Genomic DNA, 19,448 nt, shown 5'->3' with positions numbered 1-19,448 from the left:
AATTTTCCTCAATTAATTTTTATCAGTTGGATATTCAATCCCTAAATGCTCATATGCTGTCGGTGTCACTAACCGACCGCGAGGAGTACGACTGATAAAGCCAATCTGCAATAAATATGGTTCATACATTTCTTCAATCGTATTAGTTTCTTCACCGATATTTGCTGCAATTGTTTTTAATCCCACTGGACCTCCATGGTAGAAATTGATCATCGTTAACAACATTTTTCGATCAATCTCATCTAAGCCCCGATCATCAACTTGGAGAAGCGATAATGCTTGCTTAACAATTGCTGAATCAATGCTTTGTTTCCCTGCTACCTGAGCAAAATCACGCACCCGTTTTAAAAGGCGGTTTGCGATTCGCGGCGTACCACGTGAACGAAGGGATAGTTCATGGGCTCCTTCATCTTGAATACTAGTATGAAAAATCTTGGCAGAACGAAAAATAATTTTTGTTAATTCATCTTGAGTATAGTAGTTCATGTGTTCAACGATCCCGAAACGATCACGTAATGGTGCCGATAACATTCCAGCCCGTGTCGTTGCCCCAATTAATGTAAATGGAGGAAGGGGAAAATGAACGGGATGCGCAGTTGGTCCCTCACCAATAACAATATCAATATAGTAATCTTCCATCGCTGAATAAAGCATTTCTTCCACGACTTTAGGTAACCGATGAATTTCATCAACAAAAAGGACATCTCCTGGCTTTAGCTCATTCAATAAAGCAACCAAATCTCCTGGTTTTTCGATTGCTGGTCCACTCGTTGTTTTGATATTAACGCCCATCTCATTAGCAATTACCATCGCCAAAGTTGTCTTCCCTAATCCCGGAGGACCATACAGCAATACATGATCAAGGGCTTCTTCGCGGGATTGGGCTGCCTTAATATATACTTCTAGTTCGTGCTTGATTTTAGGCTGGCCAATATATTCTTTTAGTTTCTGTGGTCGAAGAGTTATCTCCACTTGGCTTTCTTCTTCTCCTGATGGGTGATCTGATAAAATACCATGGTCATTTTCCACAAGTCTTGCACCTCCTAGTTAAGCAACCTTAATGCTTGTCTTAAGTATTCATCGGTTGCCATTTGTTCTTCTTTCATTAATGTCTTTTGAATCTTTTTAATGTCCCGTTCCTTGTATCCTAATGCCGCCAATGCTTCTAAAGCATCTTTCAGCTCACTATTTACTGTTGCATCAACGGCAAGCTGAGTTGTTGCAAATAATGAGCCGCTACTTTCATTAGTAAGCTTATCACGTAAGTCTAACACAATTTGCGAAGCTGTCTTTTTCCCAATTCCGGGGAACTTAGTTAAATAGCTAACATTATTATTAGTAATTGCATCAACAAGTCCCTGGTGATCAGGGTTCGCTAAAATTGCTAAAGCACTCTTTGGTCCAATTCCAGAAACATTGATTAATTGCATAAATAGATTTTTTTCGTTTTGATCTGTGAAGCCAAACAAGGAAATATTATCTTCACGAACTGCTTGGTAAACATATACTTGGACCTTCTTAGTCCGATCCTCTTGATAACGATAGGGATTAGCAACTAATAATTTATAGCCAACCCCATTAACATCAACAACGATATATTGTGGTGCAACAACGGTTACAAGGCCTGTTAAGTATTCGTACAAGGTAATTCCTCCTTAAAATTCATGGTCATCAAAATCATCCGCATACGGGGTATGAGAATCTTGAATTCGTTTAAACATCTTTTCTAAATCCTGATCATTAAAATGAACAGTTACCGGACGCCCATGTGGACAATTAAAGGGATTCTCACATTGTGGCAACCGTTTCAGCAAGGCTTTAGCTTCCCGTTCATCAAGGTGGTGGTTAGCCTTTATGGCCCGCTTACAACTCATCATAATCGCTGTCTTCATTCGAAATTCTTTGATGGTTAGCTTCCCATTCTTAATTAACCAATCAATCATTTCTTTGGCCGTATCTTCTTCTTGGCCCTCTTTAAACCAGGTGGGATGGGAGCGCAAAATAAAACTATTCTGGCCAAATGACTCTAATTCTAATCCAACCGCTGCCAGCGTATCAAGATGCTGATTAATTGTCATTGCATCGACAGTCGAATAATTAAGAACAAGCGGAACCAAGAAATTTTGCTGATCAGCGCTCGCTTCACCAATTTTTTGGCGGTAATACTCATAATTGATTCGCTCCTGAGCAGCATGTTGGTCAACAATGTAAAGACCATCTCCTGCTTGTGCTAATAAAAAGGTTCCCTGAAGCTGACCAATATATTGAAGATCAGGAAACCGATTTTGCTGCTGATCTTGTTTATCATGAACATCTAATTCAATATTTGTAGGTTTTACGGACTTCTCAGCGATGATAGGAACTGGAGCAGAAAACGGCGTAACTTCACCCTCATTTTGATAACGCTCATCAAATTTTTGCATTGCTGGTGTATTTAAATCTTCAAGATGGTGGATAACGATCGGTGCTGGAATTTCACTATCAAGCGCGTCAGCATGTGCTGGATTATCAGCTTCTGGAGTTGGAATCTCAGTTGCTGCCTTCTCTTTTACTGGCACTGCTGAAATCGGAGCGGCATGATAAACAGGCGATGCTTCCTTTAACCGGCGATCAAGGTTCGCTACCTCGTCATCGTTAGGAATAAATTGGTCGGCATCGACATCCGGAATCAAGTTCTCAACCGCTATCCGCTTCCGAATTGTCTCAGCAATCAATTCTACTAGTTGCTGTTCTTTGCTTAAACGGACCTCACGTTTAGCCGGATGGACATTCACATCAACTAAAACTGGATCCAGATCAATGTTAATTACCGCGATCGGATAACGGCCAACCATTAGTTTTGATTCATATCCCTGAATAATGGCCTTTGTTAATTCAAAATTACGAATATACCGATGGTTGATTGTGATTGTTATATATTGGCGTGATGCTCGTGTTAATTCTGGTAAAGAAACAAAACCCCTAACCTTAAAATCATCATCTGCGCCGCTTATCTCAAGCATCTTGCGTCCTGCTTGAACGCCATAAATTGCGGCAACTACCTGTTGTAAGTTATTATTACCTGCTGAACGAAATAGTTCCCGCCCATTGTGGGTAAAGCTAAAAGCAACCGCTGGATTAGCAAGAGCAAGCCGATTAATGATATCTGTAATTCTGGTTAGCTCCGTTTGGGGGGATTTCAAGTACTTTAATCGTGCAGGAGTGTTAAAGAATAAGTCAGTTACCTTAATATCGGTTCCTTGACGCGCACCTGCTGGCTTTACTACTAATTCTTTTCCTCCTCGCAAATGAATCATTGTTCCTTCTTTTTGACCAGCCTGAGCAGTCGTAAGCGTTACATCAGCGACTGATGCAATACTAGGTAGCGCTTCACCACGAAACCCCATCGTCTGCACCTTAAATAAGTCATGACGCGAATTAATTTTACTGGTTGCATGGCGGTGAAATGCAAGGCTAATATCTTCAGCAGCAATTCCATCCCCATCATCAATCACGCGCACGCTATCTAAGCCAGAATTTTCAACAATAATATCCACACGGTGACTATGGGCATCCAATGAATTTTCAACTAATTCTTTTACAATTGATGCTGGACGTTCAATTACTTCACCGGCAGCAATTTGATTGGCTAAAATATTATCTAATTCATGAATCTTTCCCATTAACTATCACCTTATTTCAATTTCTGCTGCCACTTATAAATTTGATTCATTACATCCATGGGGGTCATCCCCATTAAATTAAGTTCTTTTAATTGATGTAAAATCCGCCGATCAACACTCGCTTCTTTTTTCTCAGGTTGAGTAGCAAATAATTCAAGTTGACCATTATCTTCAACAACTGGTGCAGCCTCTTTCTTTACCGTTGCCGCTTCATTTATCTTTGCTGATATTGGTTCTGTATGGTAATTATCTGTTGCCGGTTTAGGGGTGTTTGGTAGTTTTACATCCTTTTGCTCTAACTTTTGTAAAATAGTATCTGCACGTTTTAATAATGAGGATGGCATTCCTGCTAGTTTAGCCACGTGGATTCCGTAAGATTTATCTGCAGGGCCCGCACTTACCTTATGCAAGAATACTAACTCCCCATCTTTTTCTGTTGCCCCTACATGAACATTTTTAAGCCGTGACAAGCTATTCTCAAGGGCTGTTAGTTCATGATAGTGAGTTGAGAAAAGAGTTTTAGCATGAACATGCTGATGAACGTACTCAATAATCGCTTGCGCCAACGCCATTCCATCATATGTTGCGGTTCCCCGGCCAATTTCATCAAAGAGAATCAAACTACGATCTGTGGCATGGGTCAAAGCATTATTTGCTTCCATCATTTCAACCATGAAGGTACTTTCACCAGAGATTAAGTCGTCAGCCGCTCCGATGCGCGTAAAGACTTGATCAAAAATTGGCAATTCAGCGGATTTAGCAGGAACAAAACAGCCAATTTGTGCCATTACCGCAATCAATGCTAGCTGACGCATATAGGTACTCTTCCCTGACATGTTTGGCCCAGTAATCAGGAGAATATCAGTATCTTCCCCCATCAAAACATCATTAGGCACATATTCCTGGTGCCCCATAAACTTTTCTACAACAGGGTGACGACCATCTTTAATTTTTAATACATGGCCAGTATTCATTTTAGGACGAACAAAGTGGTAGTCTTCACTAACAACCGCAAAGCTTTGGAGAACATCTAATTCCGCAAGTTGTTGTGCTAATTTTTGCAGGCGTGTAATTTGTCCTTTGACTTGTTCACGAATTTTAACAAAAATATCATATTCCAAAGCTGTTGACTTTTCTTGCGCCCCCATTATCAATGCCTCTTTTTCCTTTAATTCTGGAGTAGAAAAACGTTCAGCATTAACTAATGTTTGTTTACGCTCATAACGATCTTTAGGAAGCTTATCAAGATTAACTTTCGTAACCTCAATATAATAACCAAATACATGATTATAACCAATTTTGAGGTTATTTATCCCTGTTAATTTCCGTTCATGTTCTTGCAGGTCTGCAATCCATTGTTTCCCATTATTCATTGCATCGCGGTATTGATCTAATTGGTCATTATAGCCATCCTTAATTATGCCACCTTCAGTAACAGCAATTGGCGGTTCTTCAACAATTGATTGATCAATTAAATCTGCCACATCGTCCAAGGGGTCTAATTGTTTTTGCAATTCTTCAAAGACAGGAGAGTCAAGGGTTTCTAAAACGTATTTTATTTTAGGAACTTGCTTTAAGGAAGTCTTAAGTTGAATAAGATCACGTCCATTAACACTTCCATAGGCAACCCGCCCTGCCAAGCGTTCAAGGTCATATACCTTAATTAGTTCTTGTTGTAAATTACTTCTTTCAAAATAGTGGTCTAATAATTCTTGGACCTTATCTTGTCGTTCACTGATTGCATTTTGATTAATTAATGGCCGGTCAATCCACCGTTTAAGAAGTCGACTACCCATGGCTGTTTTTGTCTCATCTAAAAGCCATGCTAAGGTCCCTTGACGCTTCCCGCTTCGCATATTACGCATTAATTCAAGATTTGTTTTCGAATAGTGGTCGATCTTCATAAAAGAACTTGGTTGATATGCAATTGCTTTCTGCAGGTGGGCCAAGGAACGCTTTTGGGTCGTTAATAAGTATGACACAAGTAACGCAACAACGTGCTGTTGAGCTTTATCTTCAAGGTCTTGAGTAAGATAACTAATCTCAGCATTTTTAAGGACCGTTGGTTGATGTGATTGAAGGATATTTCGTTGCTTAAACTGAGTTGTTATTTCAACTGGCAGCTCACCATCCACAACTACTTCCTTACTTTGGAGATTAACCAATTCATTAACCGCGTCATTCGCATTATTCAAGCTTGTCGTTTTAAGCTCACCAGTTGATAAGTCGGTATAGGCAATACTAAATAACCCATTTTGTGCGCTAATCGCTGCTAGATAATTGTTATCGCGTGCCTGTTCACCATTCAAATCCATTTGCGTTCCAGGTGTAATTAAACGGGTAACTGCTCGTTTAACCATCCCCTTCGCCTTTTTAGGGTCTTCCATCTGTTCGCAGATTGCTACTTTATAACCTTTATCAATTAAAATATCAATATAGTTATTAACTGCGCGATGGGGCACTCCACACATTGGAATTGGATTTTTTGCACTATGGTTCCTAGTTGTTAGTGTTAGCTCAAGAAGTTGCGCTCCTTTAACCGCATCGTCATTAAATAGCTCGTAAAAATCACCAAGTCGGTAAAATAAAAAGGCATCTGGATATTGATCTTTTACCTTTTGATATTGTTCCATCATCGGTGTTGTTTTTTTTGCCACTAAATTTCACCCCGTTAATATATTTTTTATCTTAATAATAAACTAATTATATTTTTTGTCTAAATTTGCTGCAAGATCTCTGTTAATGATAGATGTTGTTTAAAATAATAAAGAGACTGAAGGTTATACCCAGCCTCTTTATAGGAACTGAAAAATCAGTTTATTTAGCATAATCAACTGCTCGAACTTCCCGAATAACGGTTACTTTAATATGTCCTGGATATTCTAATTGCTTTTCAATTTTGTTCTTAATATCATGTGACAAAGTTGTTGCTTGCAAATCAGAAATCTTCTTCGGTTTGACAATCACGCGAAGTTCTCGACCAGCTTGAATTGCATAACTATGGTCGACACCATCATAACTGTTTGCTATGCTTTCTAGTTTCTTTAAACGTTGAATGTATTGTTCTAATGACTCGCTTCGAGCACCAGGACGGGCCCCTGAAATTGCATCTGCTGCTTGTACAAGAACAGCAATTACAGAATTGGCGGGAACATCCCCATGGTGAGAAGCAATCGTATTGATAACCACTTTATTTTCTTTATATTTGCGTGTTAGTTCTACACCTAACTCAACATGTGAGCCATCAACTTCATGATCAATTGCCTTCCCAATATCATGGAGGAGACCAGCACGTTTTGCTAACGTAACATCTTCCCCAAGTTCAGCAGCCATAATCCCAGCTAACTTAGCAACTTCAATTGAGTGGTCTAAAACATTTTGACCATAACTAGTCCGGTACTTCATTCTTCCAACCGTCTTAATTAGATCTGGATGCATTGAATGAATTCCTAAATCAAATAATGCTTGCTCCCCAGTTTCCCGTAGTTGAGTATCCATCTGCTTACGAGCCTTATCAACTGCTTCTTCAATTCGTGCAGGATGAATCCGACCATCTTGAATTAATTTTTCAAGCGCAATCTTAGCAATCTCACGTCGTACAGGATCAAAGCCGCTCAATACGACAGCTTCTGGCGTATCATCAATAATCAAATCAATACCTGTTAACGTCTCTAAAGTTCTAATATTTCGACCTTCACGACCAATTATTCTTCCTTTCATATCATCATTAGGAAGATTAACAACCGAAACAGTCGTCTCTGAGACAACATCAGCAGCACTACGCTGAATTGCTTCAACAATTAGTTTCTTTGCATTACGTTCTGCAGAAAGTTCCGCTTCTTGTTCACTGTCACGAATCATTACTGCACGTTCAGTCTTTAACTGTTCTTTTACTTCAGATAATAATAACTGCTTAGCATCTTCTTGTGACATCTGAGCAACTTTTTCAACTTCTTGTTTGCGTTGTTCAATTAAGGCTTCTGCTTGTTCCTTTGATTGATGAAGCTGCTCTTTTTCTTGATCTAATTTACGTTCACGAACACCAACTGCATTTTCTCTTTTTTCTAGAGCACTATCCTTATGATCTAAAGAAGCCTCCCGTTGGAGTAATCGATCTTCCTGTCGTTGGACCTCACTCCGCCGCTGTTTTAACTCATCTTCCACTCTCTCGCGGTATTGATGACTCTCTTCTTTTGCTTCTAAAATAGCTTCTTTTTTCGCCGTTACTGCCTCTTGTTTTGCTTTAGAAATAATACCTTTAGCATCATTATGTGCTTCTGCAACTTGTTTTTCATATGAAACCTTGCGAATTACATAGCCGACAATAATTCCGACAACCATAGCAAGCGCGGCGAACATTAAAATTTTCACTATTTCACCTCCGCTTCAACTATTATGTTGTTGGTATGAATAAATTAATTTCACCGTGTAACATCAAAAAACATCACACAAGTTAAATTTTAATCTTGCCACACTAAGGTGTCAACTATTGAATTTAGCAATTACTTAAACAGCCATCATAAAAAGGGAAATCCCTAATATTCAGCTATTAATGCTAAAAAATTAGGGAATTTCAATTTCAAATATTATTATTTACTTGCTTCTTCGATTGTTTCTTGTTTATTTTCGCCTGTCTTACCGCTGGCTTTATCATCAGCAGTTTCTTTCGTTGACTTTTCATTTAATGGTTCCATCCCATTCGCAACACGAACTTTATCCATTAATTCATTCATGCTGTCTGGGTGCTCCTTAAGCCACTTTTTAGCATTTTCACGACCTTGCCCAATACGTTCATTTCCATATGAGTACCAGGCACCGCTCTTGTCAACAAGATCGTTTTCAACTGCCATATCTAGCAATTCACCAGTCTTAGAGATTCCCTCACCATACATAATATCAACTTCACAACGTTTGAATGGCGGAGCAACCTTATTTTTAACAATCTTTACTTTAGCTTTATTTCCAATCACATCTGTACCATTCTTAATTTGTTCCGCACGACGAATTTCCATACGGATAGTTGAATAAAATTTAAGTGCCCGTCCACCAGTTGTTGTTTCAGGGTTACCAAACATCACTCCAACTTTTTCACGAATCTGGTTAATAAAGATAGCGATTGTCTTTGTCTTATTAATTTCACCAGAAAGTTTCCGAAGAGCCTGCGACATCAAACGAGCTTGTAATCCAACATGGGTGTCACCCATATCACCATCAATTTCCGCACGAGGAACTAATGCTGCAACCGAATCAACAATTACTAAGTCAACGGCCCCACTTGAAATCAATGCATCAGCAATTTCTAGTCCTTCTTCACCACTATCAGGCTGTGAAAGCAATAGGTCATCAATATTAACACCCAAGGCTTCTGCATATTGAGGATCAAGAGCATTTTCAGCATCAATATAGGCTGCTGTCCCGCCTTGACGTTGTACTTCCGCTACTGCATGCAATGCTACAGTAGTCTTACCAGAACTTTCAGGGCCGTAAATTTCAACTATCCGACCACGAGGATATCCACCAATTCCAAGTGCCTTGTCAATAGCAAGGGAACCACTAGAAACTGAAGCAATCTTCATATCAGTGGCGTCACCCATTCGCATAATAGAACCCTTACCGAAGTTCTTTTCGATCTTTCTGATAGCAACATCTAATGCTGCTTTTCGTTGGTCAGCCAAATCAAATTCCTCCTTTTTTACGGTTTATCCGATAACTAATAATAACAGTTTTAGCCAAAAAAACAAGAAAAAAGTGAACAAAAGTTCGTTTATTTTTTTAGTTCAAGGTAGATTAATTGAAGCCCATACTGAACACTTAACGTACGAATTGCTTGTCTTCCAACATAGGATGCAAGATGCAATTGAACGGTTTTAGTTGGACGTCCTTTTATTGCTAGTCCAATCCAGACCGTTCCTGCTGGTTGTCCTTCTAACACATCTGGACCTGCCACACCAGTAAAACCAATCCCAACTTCAACATTTAGCTTTCGTCGACATCCTTCAGCCATTGCTGCAGCAGTTTCAGAACTTACTACTCCGTACTGTTCAATCGTGTTGTGAGGAATTTCTAATAGCTTTTCCTTTGCACTAGCAGCATAAGTAACAAACCCGCCATTAAAAACAGTCGAGGCTCCTGGTACGGAACAAATAGTACTTTGGAACATCCCCCCTGTTAAGCTTTCTGCTGCGGTCAATTTCCACTCGCAATTTTTTAATTGTTCAACAACGACTTTAGCAAGTGTGAGTTCATCTCCCACCCCAAAGAAAAATGGTTCTTCAACTGCAAGAATTGCCTCCTGCGCCTGATCAATTTTTTCTTCAGCTTTATCAACTGGTAAATCTCGCACGGTGAGGCGAACCTGGATTGCCGTTGGTTGAACATAAGAGGTAATGCTTATCCCTGGTATATCGTTAGTAGCACCTTCAATTTCATCCATTAATTGTGACTCCGGCCGCCCTAAAAAGTTTAATGTCCGACTAGTAATTTGCTTTCCCGTTTGGAAATATTGTTGGAGTTTAGGCACCAGGCTCTTTTCAACCATTTCCTTAAATTCAGCAGGTGGTCCCGGTAAGACAACCACAACTTTACCCTTAGTTTCATACCAACATCCTAGAGCAAGTCCCACAGGATTAGCAAGTGGTTCTCCTCCCTGCGGATACTGCGCTTGGCGAATATTCTCTGGTTCCATTTTTATTTGTCGTTGTTCAAATGTTTTTTGAATCCATTTCCAATGTTCTTCGTCAGTCCGCAACTCTTTCCCTAAGATTTTGGCAACGGTGGGCATTGTAATATCATCTGCAGTTGGCCCAAGTCCCCCACAAACAAAAACTAATTGTGCACGAGCCAACGCATGAGTAATAACACGTTCTAACCTTTGTGATTGATCATCAACAGTCGTTTGATAGGTAGCCGGTAAGTCAAGTTGGGTTAGTCTGTTAGCTAAGTACGCTGCATTAGTATTAACTATTTGTCCAAGGACGATCTCAGTTCCTACTGAGATAATTTCTGCATCCATAAAACTTCATCCCCTATTAATATATATACGTAAAGTATAGTCATTTTCACTAAAATCTTAAAACTATGAATAAAAAACGTGAGGGTGAGAAAAAACTTTTGTTTTTTCTCACCCTCCATATCCTATTATTTAAATCCATCTGAAAAGACATCGCGTCCTTGAACGAAGTAATCCACTCCAGAATAAATAGTAAAGAACAAGCAAATATATAACATGATTTGGCCAAATGGAATATTCCAAATAGCAAAAATAACATTATTTAAGAGTAAGAAGATAATTGCAATAAACTGAGTAGTTGTCTTAATCTTCCCCGGCATTTTAGCAGCCAATACCACTCCGTCTTGTTCTACTAATAGTAAGCGTAAACCAGTAACAGATAATTCTCGCCAAATAATGATTGAAGTTACCCATGATGGAACAACACCATTTCCAGTTAAAACGATAAATGCAGTCATGACAAGTAACTTATCAGCAAGCGGATCAGTAAACTTCCCAAAATTAGTTACGAGATGGTGTCGTCGTGCAATTTGTCCGTCAAGATTATCAGTAATTGTTGCGGCAATAAATAAAATAGCAGCAATAAGCTGAGCCATTGGAATAGTTGCTCCCCAAAAGCTTACAGCTCCCCAACTTTGTAATGGCAGAACCATTAATAATAAGAAAAAGGGAATAATAATTAAACGTATAACAGTTAGTTTATTTGGTAAATTCAATGTTCTAACTCCTTTAGTACTCTTAATTAACGAGTCGGTTGATTACTTTGTTGACTAGCACTTGTCTGAGGACGACTGTTGTTATTAGCAGCAGACGGTTGAGTAGCATTATTAGGACGAGCCGAGGATGAAGAAGCTTGGCTTGAACTATTTGACGACTGACTTGTTGAACTGTTGCTTGTTTGGGCACTACCAAAGTTAATTGTTACATTCCGCGTGTTTTGATAACGACCATTATTAGTAAAGTCGATTTCTTGATTACCGAGCTTTAGTTTTGTTGCTCGAGCATTACCAACCGTAATTACTAATGAAGTTGTATCACGACTTATTTTTACATTGGCTTTTTCATTGTTATTCAATGTTTTATTTAATAAGTCATTATTATTTGCTTTTACTTGCATCCAAGAACGATCACTTGGTTCAATTTGTAGCGTTGTGTCTTTAGTAAGTTGACTTGCTGTATAAGTAACGCTTGTATCATTCCGATTAGGTGCTTCTTGGAGCTTGATTGCTGTTGATTTGCTCTGCTTTGTACTTGCCTTTTTAGCAGAGGTAGAGGCCTTCTTACGACTCTCTCCAGAAACGGATACCGAACTATTATCAATCCGTGTAGAAGAATCACGATGATTGCGTGCAATGGCAGTAATCCAAATAGCTGCCAACACTAAAATAATCACACAAGCAATAATAATCGTTGGCATGTAGTTACGAACCTTGTCGACGCTCCCGCTAACCGTCTTCCGTTGGTTGGCACGAGTTTCAACCGCTTGAGCTAAATGATCGGAATACTCTTCCGTTTTAGTCTGTGGCAATTGATCATCATATTTTTGCAATAATTCATTACCATCTAAGCCTACCGTATTGGCATATTGCTTAATGAACGCACGAACATAAAAGTCACCAGGAAGTTCATCAAAATTTTCATCTTCAATCGCGATTAAATACCGCTTTTGAATCTTAGTCATTTGTTGAAGGTCATCAAGGGTATAGCCCTTTCCTTCCCGTGCTTTTCGTAAAATTTTACCGATTTCAAGTCGTTTTTGATCGTTCTCGTTCTCACTCATTATTCTATCTCCATTTTCATTTATCTTTACTCTTGGATATTATATCATGCTCAATTATATATTAGCTTATCGGAATAAATCTATAGAAAAAGTTTAGTTTATTGATGTTGCGGAACTACTTGGTATACCGAAATACCTTGCGGAGTAATAAACTCTTTTGCAACTTGATAAAGATCATCAATTGTAATAGTTTCCAAGATCGCAATCTCATCAATCAAGCTAGCGCCAGCAAACAGGTCTCCAGCATAACGATTAGCAATTGCTTCTGGAGAATCCAATAAACCAATCAACCGCCCTAGTTCTGCTTTTTTAATTCCTTCAAACCTTGTCCGTGCCGCTTCAATTTGCTGATCAGCACTTTCAAGGATATCAATGATTTCATCTGCAAAACGTTCCATTTGATCAGTATCAGAGCTAAAGTATGCAAAATGAAAGCCCCGTTGCATTTCAAAGTTGTAGCTAAACGTGTCATCCAATGTTTCATTGTTATATAAACGTAAATAGTTATCTGAGGTATCGTCAAACAAAACATCTAACAAAAGATCAATTGCTAATTTGTAGTGGAGCCGTTCTTTACCATCATCAAATTGCTTGGTCCCTCGTAAGCCTACCATCACTTTAGGGCGAACAATATCCATCGTTAATGAACGGAATGGAATTACATCATGAGCAGTTGGATCGTTCAAGCTAAATAACCGTTGTGGTGTCTCTGCAGGAGCGAAAACTTTTTGTTCTTGATTTTGCTTGATCCACGCCATTGTTTCTTCTGGATCTAAGCGCCCTACAAGAAAAAGATTCATATTGGTTGGTTGATAGAAAGTCCGATAACTATCCATCAAAATTTCTGGGGTAATATGACTAATTGATTCAACTGTTCCCGCAATATCAATCCGCATCGGATCTTTGGGGTATAAATTACCTAAAATACCTAGGTAAAGCCGCCAACTCGGATCATCCTCATACATTTGAATTTCTTGGCCAATAATTCCCTGCTCTTTCTTCACTGTTTCTGCAGTAAAGTATGGATCTTGAACAAAATCCAATAGAACATCTAAATTCTCATGGAGATTACTGGTCGTCGAAAAAAGATAACTTGTTTGGGTAAAACTAGTAAAGGCATTTGAATCAGCTCCTAGTTTACCAAACAAATCAAAGGCATCATGATCTTTTTCCTCAAACATTTTGTGTTCAAGGAAGTGGGCAACCCCATCTGGAACAGTAATCGCCTCCTTCTGATGGTATGGGATAAAATGATTATCAATGGAGCCAAAGTCAGCTGTTAAAATAGCATATGTCTTATGATAGCCTTCCATTGGTAAGAGCTGAACTTTCAAACCATTTGATAATTGTTCACGGTAAATGGATTGGTTAAATTTTTGATAAACTTCTCTATCCATATAATTATTTCTCACCACTTAATAAATAAACTGCCTGAAGTTTCATCTGTTGAGCAACACGCATGATATCTGCTGCGGTCACTTTTTTTATTTCAGTAATAAAGTCCTTATCCGATTCATTAACTAATTTGGTAATCAATTGTTGTTCCAAAACATTACTTGCCAAATCATGCCCTGCACGATATTGGTTAATCAAACTATCTTGAACTTCACTCAGCGTCTCAGTAGTAAAATCACCATTTTTTAAGGCAGTCAATTGTTCCTGAATCATATTCTGAACTTTTTCTTGATCACTCGCTTGAATTCCCGTTTGAACACTTACAATCCCATTAAACGGAAGAAGCCGGCTAGAAGCATAATAAGCTAAACTAGCTTTTTCACGGACATTCGTAAAAAGTTTTGAATATGGCGTGCCACCAAAAAGTCCATTGAAAACCAATCCAGCATAGTAATCGGCATCATGGTAATAGACAGGTAAAGAATATGCCAAATTTAACTTTGCTTGATTTACTTGTTGATATTCTGTTTTTCTTTGAACTTGATCATACAATGTTTGTTGATATAAAGGTGAATTATTAACAATCTCGCGATCCTTAAAAGGCAGCTTAGCAACAACTTGCTGAGCACGCATCGGATCAATGTCACCTAACACAAAAATATCAATTTTATCTTCATTAATCATTGAATGGTACGTTGAAACTAAACTTTTAGCATTGAGGTTTTCAAGATCGGCAATTTGACCGAAACTAGGAACCTTCATTACAGAATCATTTTGGTAATACAAATCCATAAGCCGTTGATTAGCTAAAAATTGTTTATCGTCATAAAGCGACTTTATCGCACTTTTTAAATTGTTAGATTGAATCCTAAAAGTAGGACCATCAAATTCCCCGTCATCGATTAGGGGATGAAAAATGATCTCATTTATTAAGCCACTAATCTTTTCAAATAAATCTTCATCAACAAAGCGATTATTGACAAAACTCGCTCGTAATCGAACAGTATGCAATGTTCCCAAACGGTTGACATATAAATTAACATAAGCACCATATAAAGATGCTAATTGACGAGCCAAAGCCGTCTGCGTTGGATAGCGATGCGTGCTAGTCTCTAATAGGTTTGCCAATAAATTTCGTGCAGTAGCATTCGTTGGTGTTTGCGGAGTCGCAAAATCTATTAAGACGTGATTCATCTTAAATTGTTTTGTGGGTATAATGTGCAAGTCCACGCCACGAGCAAGATTAAAATCCACGTTCTCTTTCTCCCTTCAATATAAAATGCAGCAAGAGGAGGTCCACTAGCTGCAACCTAGTTACATTCGAATTATCATACTGAATAATGATACGTTAAATATGAGTAAATTACAAACCGATTACGTAAATTCATCATATTTTTATTAATTTGTTTGTAGGAAATAATAAAGGGCAGAAACTATTTTCCAAGTCCCTGCTCTTTTTATTTAGTGTTATCTGGTCCCAAGTAGTTACTATCTTGGCCGAACCATTTTTCATTAAGCTTCCGTAATTCACCGTTTTTCTGTAAATTACCTAAACCTTGATTAATTTTCTTCTTTAAAGTCTTGTCACCTTTCCGCATTCCTACTGCAAAATGTTCCATTGGCAACTCTTTGCTAATATAAGTGCGGTATGAATTACTATTTGGTTGGTGCTTAATATAGTAATTAGCATAAACCTCATCCATTAAAATTCCTTGAATTCGATTTGCATTTAAGTCAATGAATGCATTCGGAAATGTATCATAAAGCACTGGTGTATGGTTCTTTATTTTATCTTTTAACAACTTTGGCTTCTCATCCAAAACGGTTACTCCCGTTGAACCATTCTGTACTCCGAGTATTTTACCAGTCATTCCGTTCAAATTTTTAATGTTACTCTTCTTTTTAGTTACTAATATCTGCCGATTTTCTAAATAGTAACGACTAAAGGCAACTTTTTTGGCACGGCTAGGATTAACAGAATAACCATTCCATAATAAGTCAATCGTACCGTTTTTTAGCTCTGTCTCTTTCATTGACCAATCAATTGGCTGAAAATCAACCTTTATTCCATACTGCTTAAAGACAGCCCGGGCAAGATCAACATCATAACCAACTAGTTTTCCATTCTTTTGCCGAAATCCCATTGGAACAAAACTATCGTCAAGGCCGACAATCACTCGTTTCCGTCGCTCGATCCGACTCCATGTATCTTGCGTATCAGCACGTTTTGTTACACTTTCACAGCCACTAAGAAGAAGAACAGGTACTACTAACAAAATAAGTAACCAAATTGCTTTCACTTTTTTCATCAGTTTTTCTCCTCTCCCTATTTATTTTGACGTTGATCAAGTGGTTGTACTCGTAAAATATCATCAGCAATATCTTCCGCAAATTCTAAATCATGAGTAACAATTAATTGAGTCATTCCGTCCTTCTTTAATCCCAAAATAATATTAGCAACATCTTTTCGAAGGTTTGGATCAAGAGCCGATGTCGGTTCATCATAACACAAAATTTTAGGCTTCATTGCTAATGCACGAGCAATTGCTACCCGTTGCTTTTGCCCACCCGAAAGTTGGTAAGGGTACAATTTTCCTTTTGTATTAAGTCCTAATTCTTCAAGTAGTTTTTGCGCATCAGCAATCGCTTCTTGTTTATCCTTTTTCAATACCATCATCGGCGCTAACGTGATATTTTCCATTACCGAAAGATTTGGGAAAAGCTTAAAATCTTGAAAAACTACACCGATTACACGATCAGCTGCATCCGTTCCCTGCGGATCAAATTGACGCCCGTTAATAAAAAACTCACCGCTATCAGGAGTTTCCAGTCCAGTAATACAACGAAGTAAGGTTGTTTTCCCAGCACCTGATGGACCAACAATACAAAGGATTTCACCATCTTTAACTGTTAAATTAACCCCATCTAAAATTTGCCGATCGCCAAAACTCTTTTTTAAATCTCGAACTTCTAACATCTACATTCCCTCCTTTACTTAAAGTACGCATAGCATTTTTCGACTTGCCGTAGAATTAGTGTACAAATTCCCACAAGAATCAAGTAGATTAACCCTACTAGCATCAATGGTACAAGGGTGACATCTCGTGAAGTTGCTACATTTCCTGCTCGTAGTAAATCGCCAAGACCAATTACATAAACTAATGAAGAATCTTTTACTAAGTTAATAACTTCATTCCCAATTGATGGAATAACAATTTTTATTACTTGGGGAATGATAATTTTTCGAAGGGTTTGCCAGTAGCTTAGTCGTAAAACACGAGCTGCTTCAAACTGGCCTTGATCAACAGATTGGAAACCTCCACGAAAAATTTCAGCAAAATAAGCTGCGTAGTTCAAAATAAAAGCAACCAAGGCGGCATCATAACGTTCAAAAACAATGCCAATAATCGGTAACCCATAGAACACAAAGATTAATTGAAGCAGTAAAGGCGTGCCCCGCATTAACCAAACATAAATTTCTAATATCCACTTCAAAGGTTTAATTTTAGAAGTAAGTCCTAAGCTAACCAAAATTCCTAATGGGAGAGACCCAACCAATGTCCAGAAGAAAATTTGTAATGTAAGAGCAGCCCCCTGAAATAATGAAGGTAGAATTTCACTTATATATTGCATCGACATTTACTATTGCCTCCTTAAATAATTGCCTAATAGAAATAACAGGAAAAGAAAAAATCCTCTAGGAGAGATACCTCCTAGAGGACGAATACATCGTGGTTCCACCTCATGTTTACAAACATTTCACAATATTTGCCTTAGTAAGTCTATTTTAATGAAATAAAAAACGCCCTCGAGCCTAAAATGGCTACGAGGGCGTTTCCGCGGTTCCACCTCATCTTGCTATTTTCTCACGAAAAATAGCCTTAGTGAGTTCATTAAAATAAACTCCGCGCTGTAACGGGCTTCCCCGGGTCTTCCTACTATGGCTTTCAGAAGGCCAACTCACAGATGTGATTCAAGCTAAAACATCGATCCCTTCCCATCATTCAGGACTCTCTTTACAATGCTTAAAGCTCTACTAGTCTGTTCACTGTCATTTATGATATTGTAAATATCCTATACTGGAATATCTATTGTGTCAAGCACTAATTTTAAATTTGATCATCGTCTAACGCCCAACGATATATTGCGCGAATTGGCCAGAAAAGGACAACAAAATAAACCAAATTTAATGCTAATGTTGGAGCAAGCGTATAAATAAGATAATCACCAAAACCAACATTGGTAACATTCACTAAATAATATGCCCAATAATTAAACGTCTCAAAAACGACAATATCAACAAAGAAAATCATAATCATCGAAAGAAATGATGAACTAAAATAACGAGATAAAATTTTAGTTATTTCTACAACTAATGGATACAAGAAAATATATAATCCTAAAATTCCCGAAAAGTATAAATCATAAACTGCACCGGCAGCAATTGCAAATGGAATTAATGGAATCTCAATATCATCTTGAAAGAAATACGATAAGACTAACCATAGTAAGACAAGTTCACTCACCATTGAATAAGGATAACTGAAAAATAATGGTGCCCACACATGGCTTAAGGCTCCATCCAAAAACAGACATACAAATAAGCCAATCGGGAATACATATTTTAAGCGTGATAAACGATACATAATTTATCACTCCTGTGAAGCTGCTTCAGCAACTGTAACAATATTAATATCATTAAAGTCCGTTGCTGGAGTAATATAAATTTTCTGGGCGAGGCCATAATCATCCTTACCGACACGTGACACGCGACCAACATAAAGTCCCTTTGGTGTCACACCACCCATTCCACTGGTTACTACTCGGGTACCCTTTTTTATTTTAGCTTTAGAAGTTACTTGTCCCATTTCAAGCTCGTTATTTCTTGCATTATATCCGGTGATAATCCCATTAATCACCTTCCCATTTTGGCCATTAAGGGTTATTGCAAAACGGTTTGATGATTCACTAGTATCACTCAATAATTCAACTTTACTATTGGTTTTATTTACTTCTGTAATCCGACCAATCAATCCACTACCACTCATAACGGGCATATTCTTCTTAATACCACTAGATTGACCTTTATTAATTACAAGTTGTCGTTGCCATGAAGATGGCGTGCGCATTAATACAGCCGCTGTAACTGTATTATAGTCGGTCATTGAATTATTAAGTTTTAACTGTTGTTTTAATTGTTTATTTTCATGAGCTAAGGTCTGATCACGGACTTTAGTTTGTGCTAATTCAGTTACTTGCTGTTTAAGTTCACGGTTTTCAGAATAAGTATTCATCAACCCATTTATTGAACTCACACTTGTCTGTGCCCAATTTACAGGGAGAGCAACTGCACTATCAACAAAGCCAACAATATCATTTCCAAATTGTTGGATGATCGGTGGTGTATTTCGTCTATTCCGTAAAGAAACAGAACCTGCCATTAGTCCAAAACAGACAACTAGAATTATCACAGCAATAACTAATCGGCGATTGGAAAAAAATTTCTGCATTATGACCCTCCAATGCATACACAAGGTAATTAAGACGGGGCCTGCCAAACAATCCTGCTTGGCAATCAGCCCCGTCAATCATTAGTTAGTAC

Annotated in this window: 16 protein-coding genes and 1 other annotated feature; all 16 genes read right to left on the bottom strand. The window is 38.2% G+C overall.

Translation table 11 applies throughout. The features are described 5' to 3' along the window. Positions 1 to 12: 12 nt before the first annotated feature. Positions 13 to 1,029: a Holliday junction branch migration DNA helicase RuvB gene (gene ruvB, locus H5S10_RS03690; protein ID WP_182586048.1), complete on the bottom strand. Its 1,017-nt coding sequence runs from the start codon at positions 1,027 to 1,029 to the stop codon at positions 13 to 15. A 14-nt stretch (positions 1,030 to 1,043) separates the two neighbouring features. Next, entirely contained in the window at positions 1,044 to 1,643 is a 600-nt protein-coding gene (gene ruvA, locus H5S10_RS03685) for a Holliday junction branch migration protein RuvA (protein ID WP_182588751.1), read from the bottom strand. Positions 1,644 to 1,655: 12 nt separating this feature from the next. Further along, complete coding sequence (gene mutL / locus H5S10_RS03680; RefSeq protein ID WP_182588749.1) at positions 1,656 to 3,662, bottom strand: DNA mismatch repair endonuclease MutL; 2,007 nt, start codon at positions 3,660 to 3,662, stop codon at positions 1,656 to 1,658. An 11-nt stretch (positions 3,663 to 3,673) separates the two neighbouring features. Next, positions 3,674 to 6,298, bottom strand: a complete 2,625-nt coding sequence (mutS, locus tag H5S10_RS03675; RefSeq protein ID WP_220480928.1) for a DNA mismatch repair protein MutS — start codon at positions 6,296 to 6,298, stop codon at positions 3,674 to 3,676. 181 nt (positions 6,299 to 6,479) lie between these two features. Next, on the bottom strand, positions 6,480 to 8,021 hold the full coding sequence (gene rny, locus H5S10_RS03670) for a ribonuclease Y (protein WP_011953420.1): 1,542 nt from the start codon (positions 8,019 to 8,021) through the stop codon (positions 6,480 to 6,482). A gap of 230 nt (positions 8,022 to 8,251) precedes the next feature. Beyond that, positions 8,252 to 9,337 carry a recombinase RecA gene (gene recA / locus H5S10_RS03665; protein ID WP_182588744.1) on the bottom strand — a complete coding sequence of 362 codons (1,086 nt, stop codon included), beginning with the start codon at positions 9,335 to 9,337 and terminating at the stop codon, positions 8,252 to 8,254. Between the two features lie 89 nt (positions 9,338 to 9,426). Next, complete coding sequence (locus H5S10_RS03660) at positions 9,427 to 10,674, bottom strand: competence/damage-inducible protein A (protein ID WP_182588742.1); 1,248 nt, start codon at positions 10,672 to 10,674, stop codon at positions 9,427 to 9,429. Positions 10,675 to 10,799: 125 nt separating this feature from the next. Next, positions 10,800 to 11,387: a CDP-diacylglycerol--glycerol-3-phosphate 3-phosphatidyltransferase gene (pgsA, locus tag H5S10_RS03655; protein WP_182586042.1), complete on the bottom strand. Its 588-nt coding sequence runs from the start codon at positions 11,385 to 11,387 to the stop codon at positions 10,800 to 10,802. A gap of 26 nt (positions 11,388 to 11,413) precedes the next feature. Further along, complete coding sequence (locus tag H5S10_RS03650) at positions 11,414 to 12,451, bottom strand: helix-turn-helix domain-containing protein (RefSeq protein ID WP_182588740.1); 1,038 nt, start codon at positions 12,449 to 12,451, stop codon at positions 11,414 to 11,416. A gap of 98 nt (positions 12,452 to 12,549) precedes the next feature. Continuing rightward, positions 12,550 to 13,848 (bottom strand): EF-P 5-aminopentanol modification-associated protein YfmH, encoded by a 1,299-nt coding sequence (yfmH, locus tag H5S10_RS03645; protein WP_182588738.1) that lies wholly within the window; start codon positions 13,846 to 13,848, stop codon positions 12,550 to 12,552. 4 nt (positions 13,849 to 13,852) lie between these two features. Further along, complete coding sequence (gene yfmF / locus H5S10_RS03640; protein ID WP_182586039.1) at positions 13,853 to 15,100, bottom strand: EF-P 5-aminopentanol modification-associated protein YfmF; 1,248 nt, start codon at positions 15,098 to 15,100, stop codon at positions 13,853 to 13,855. Positions 15,101 to 15,303: 203 nt separating this feature from the next. Further along, complete coding sequence (locus H5S10_RS03635; protein WP_182588736.1) at positions 15,304 to 16,155, bottom strand: amino acid ABC transporter substrate-binding protein; 852 nt, start codon at positions 16,153 to 16,155, stop codon at positions 15,304 to 15,306. Positions 16,156 to 16,172: 17 nt separating this feature from the next. Further along, the gene (locus H5S10_RS03630) at positions 16,173 to 16,823 is read right to left on the bottom strand and encodes an amino acid ABC transporter ATP-binding protein (protein WP_182588734.1); all 651 of its coding nucleotides are present in this window, start codon (positions 16,821 to 16,823) and stop codon (positions 16,173 to 16,175) included. A gap of 14 nt (positions 16,824 to 16,837) precedes the next feature. Then, on the bottom strand, positions 16,838 to 17,485 hold the full coding sequence (locus H5S10_RS03625) for an amino acid ABC transporter permease (protein WP_003666654.1): 648 nt from the start codon (positions 17,483 to 17,485) through the stop codon (positions 16,838 to 16,840). A gap of 185 nt (positions 17,486 to 17,670) precedes the next feature. Then, positions 17,671 to 17,904, bottom strand: a binding site (T-box leader). Between the two features lie 51 nt (positions 17,905 to 17,955). Next, positions 17,956 to 18,492 (bottom strand): rod shape-determining protein MreD, encoded by a 537-nt coding sequence (gene mreD / locus H5S10_RS03620; protein ID WP_182586037.1) that lies wholly within the window; start codon positions 18,490 to 18,492, stop codon positions 17,956 to 17,958. Between the two features lie 6 nt (positions 18,493 to 18,498). After that, the gene (gene mreC, locus H5S10_RS03615) at positions 18,499 to 19,356 is read right to left on the bottom strand and encodes a rod shape-determining protein MreC (protein WP_003667606.1); all 858 of its coding nucleotides are present in this window, start codon (positions 19,354 to 19,356) and stop codon (positions 18,499 to 18,501) included. Between the last annotated feature and the right edge of the window lie 92 nt (positions 19,357 to 19,448).

This window comes from Limosilactobacillus balticus (assembly GCF_014145615.1).
Classification (GTDB): Bacteria; Bacillota; Bacilli; order Lactobacillales; family Lactobacillaceae; genus Limosilactobacillus; species Limosilactobacillus balticus.
Note: the sequence above shows the minus strand (reverse complement) of the source record. Positions and strands in the feature narration are given on the sequence as shown.